Source organism: Bradyrhizobium sp. (genome assembly GCF_049581145.1).
Taxonomy (GTDB): domain Bacteria; phylum Pseudomonadota; class Alphaproteobacteria; order Rhizobiales; family Xanthobacteraceae; genus Bradyrhizobium.
On record NZ_JBAURI010001301.1, the window covers coordinates 1 to 3174 of the forward strand.

Sequence of the window (3174 nt, forward strand, 5' to 3'; positions counted from 1 at the left end):
GAATGGCCCAGGATTCCGCCAAGGATATTGTTGAAGTTGTGGGCGATGCCGCTGGTGAAGGTCCCGACCTTTTCCATCCGGCGGGCCTGTTGCAGTCGCATCTCCAGCCGCCTCCGCTCTTTTTCCATGCCGTGACGCTCGACGGCGTGAACGATGGTATCGAGCGCCATGCGGAGCAGGCTGAGTTCGCCTTGCGCGGTGAGGCGACAGGGCCGGCCGACCGCGTCGAAGCCGAGTGTCGCCGTCGTGCCGTCCGTGCCGGGGTTGATGACGCAGGCCCAGCCGCCGAGACCGAGGGCCGTCAGCACATTCCGATCCTCGCCGGCCGGCAGGCGCCTCACGTCCGGGATGTGGATGATCCCTTCCACGGTGGACTCGAATCGGGCGGCAAGCGACGGCGCCCCGTCCGGCCAGCCCTTGGCAATGCCGAGCTCCGGCTTCGACCACCACAGCAGCCGCGGCGCCGGACCGCCGGAAAGCATGAAATAAGCCCGGTCCGAGCCGATGCATTGCGCCATTTCGGCCAGCCCCCGGTCGATCTCGGCATCGATGGTCTGCGGCGGCGCGTTGATGAACCGCGTCGAGATGCCGGCGATCACGTGCTCAAATGCGGCGCGCCGTGCCAGCGCGTTGGCGCGTGCGGCAAGCTGGACGCCAAGGTAAACCAGGAACGCCACCAGCACCAACGACGTCGCGTACAGCAGTCGGCGATATTGCCGCGCTGTCGTCCTCGTCGCGATCTGTCGTTGCAGCAGCAGCGCGCGAAGCTCGTCCTGGTCCGGCTTGCGCGGGATCGCCCGCATCGCCTTCAGCACGCCATCGGTGGCGGGCAGCAGCTGGTCGAGCAAACGTCCATGGGCGAGCAGCGTTGCGACGGCATCGCCGCCGCCGAGTGTACTCGCCTGATGGTCGAGTTCGTCCAGGCGATGCCCGACCTCGCGTGCCGCGTCGGGCGAGGTATCAAGGGTGAGGTTCAGCATCGCCGCGGCTGCGGCGCTGATCGCAGGCCCGAGGTCCGGCGAGGCCGGACGCATGCTGAACCGGCCGAAGAAGGCCAGCGAATTGTGCAGCAGCGCGTTCTCGCTCTTGAACTCTTCGATCAGATCTTCCTGCTGCGCGATCGACGCTGCAAGCCGGTCCACCGCAGCGGTGGTGTCGGCATCGATCGCTGCGGTCGCGCGCAGACGATCGAGCGAGGAGCGCAGCTCGTCGATCTCCTCGACGATCGGGTCGTAGTTGCGCAACGTGCCGGCGCGCGCGGTGAAGACGTCGCGATACAGCGCGTTTTCGATCGTCGCGAACCTGTCGAGCTCGGCGAAGGCGCGATCGAACAATTCCGCTTCCGGATTGAAGGCACACAGCGACAGCCAGGTCAGAAGCACGACGAGGAGCGATACGATCATCGCGGCCGGCGTAAACCTCATGGCTCACCTCCACCCACAAGCTTGCCGCGGTAGATCCCGGTCAAGGTCTTCAGGAAGGCCACCAGCGAATCGACCTGCTGGTCAGACAGCGTGCGGTCGAGCTGTGCACGCGCCATTTCGTGGACCGCGTCACCCAGCGTCGGCGCGCTGCCGTCGTGAAAATATGGCGCCGTCACCGCGACATTGCGCAGGCTCGGGACCCGCACGATTGCAGGGTCCGGCGAGGCGAGCGGATGGAAGATGCCGTGCCGTTCGAAAAGATTGCCGCCGACATTGGCGCCCTGATGGCAGGAGCTGCAGCCGAGCGACTTGAAGAGCGCGTAGCCATCCAGCTCCGCCGGGGTCAGCGCCGAGGCATCGCCTTCGAGCCAGCGGTCGAACCGGCTGCCCGGCGTGACCAGCGACCTCTCGAAGGTCGCAAGGGCGTCGAGGAAGCTCGCCCGATCCGGCCGGCGCCCATAGGCGGCCTGGAACTGGCTCACCATCTGCGGATCGGCGTTCAGCTTCCTGACGACCTCGGCGACGCTGGTTCCGAGGTTCGCGGGATTTTCCAGCGAAGATTCGGCCTGGGCCTCGAGGCTGCGAAAATTGCCTTCCCAGTTCAGCCGGAAATTGCGTGCGGCATTGAACACGGTCAACGTATCGAATGACATCTTCGATCCGTCATGCGCGGCTTTTCCGCCGCCGCTCCTGGCGCCATTGGTGCGCAGGTCATGGCAGGACGAACATGTCAGCTTCCCATCGCCGGACAGGCGCGGATCCGAGTACAGGCGCTCGCCAAGCGCCAGTCGTCGCGGGTCGGCTGGCGCCGGCGGACGAACGGGTGTTATCGGTTCCTGGTCCAACGGACGCGCGCGAGGCGCCTCCGGGGCGGAAGGCGCCTGCGCGCTCGCGGAGTCTGCTCGGAGGAAGTCGGCCGGCAGAAAGTCGGCCGGCAGAAAGTCCGCCAGCAGCACACAGAGGCAGACAAAAAGCGTCCGCGCGGACGCCATGATCGAGAGCCACGGCGCCCGCGTTGCGGCTTTTTCCACCGGATGCCGCCGGCGGGATGCCGGCGGCCATGATCGGCTCATTCGCGAGAATCTCCGCTACGGGCCAGATGTTCGATGTCGCAGCGCGAGATGCCGATGTCGCGCAGCGCGCGGTCGTCGAGATTTCGCAGCTCCCTGATGGCCTGGCGCTGCTGGATCGCCCGCCGCAGCCGCAATAGGCGCACCGTCAAGACGAGCGCGATCCGGGGCCGCCAGCCCGAACGCGCGACGTCCGGCGGGCGCGGCCGTACCTGGTTGTCGCGCGCAACGCATCCGGCATCGGACCGCTGGGTTCGACCTCTCGACACGACGGGGCCGTCGCCGGACTTTTCGTTTCGCGCCACCACGGCCAATGATGGCGTCGCGCGCGGTGCCCGGGTCGGCAACTCCTGCAAAGGGCCGCGTTCGGCTTGCCGATCGGCATCGCCGCCGATCTCGTCCAAAGGCGCCATGCCGGGGTACATGGCTTCCGCGTAGGCAGCGCAGCCTTGGAGAATTTCCTTCACGATCCAGGACACGATCGCGAACAGGACATTCGGAAACACGACCTCGCCGGAACCGGCAAACCCACTGCTGGCCTTGAGCAGGAGTCCCGAACCGGCGGTCGAGACCACCCGCCATGGCGTCGTCTCGCCTGACGAGCCGGTGCGCGTGAGCGCCTGATCCCGGCCGGCGAGCCGGGCGCGCGGCGGCTGCCGTTCGATCAGGTGAGGCGATCG

3 protein-coding genes are annotated in these 3174 nt (G+C 67.1%); all 3 read right to left on the reverse strand.

Features of this window, described 5'->3' with window-relative positions; genetic code table 11:
• Nucleotides 1–1424, reverse strand: a 1424-nt coding sequence (locus WCB02_RS41625) for a DAHL domain-containing protein (protein ID WP_423968760.1), incomplete at its 3' end; no start/stop codon positions are given.
• A complete protein-coding gene (locus WCB02_RS41630; protein WP_423968762.1) occupies nt 1421–2497 on the reverse strand; it encodes a cytochrome-c peroxidase in 1077 nt (358 codons plus the stop codon). The genes WCB02_RS41630 and WCB02_RS41625, both read right to left, overlap by 4 nt.
• The coding region (locus WCB02_RS41635) for a DUF1127 domain-containing protein (RefSeq protein ID WP_423968764.1) at nt 2494–3174 on the reverse strand (681 nt) is incomplete at its 5' end. The genes WCB02_RS41630 and WCB02_RS41635, both read right to left, overlap by 4 nt.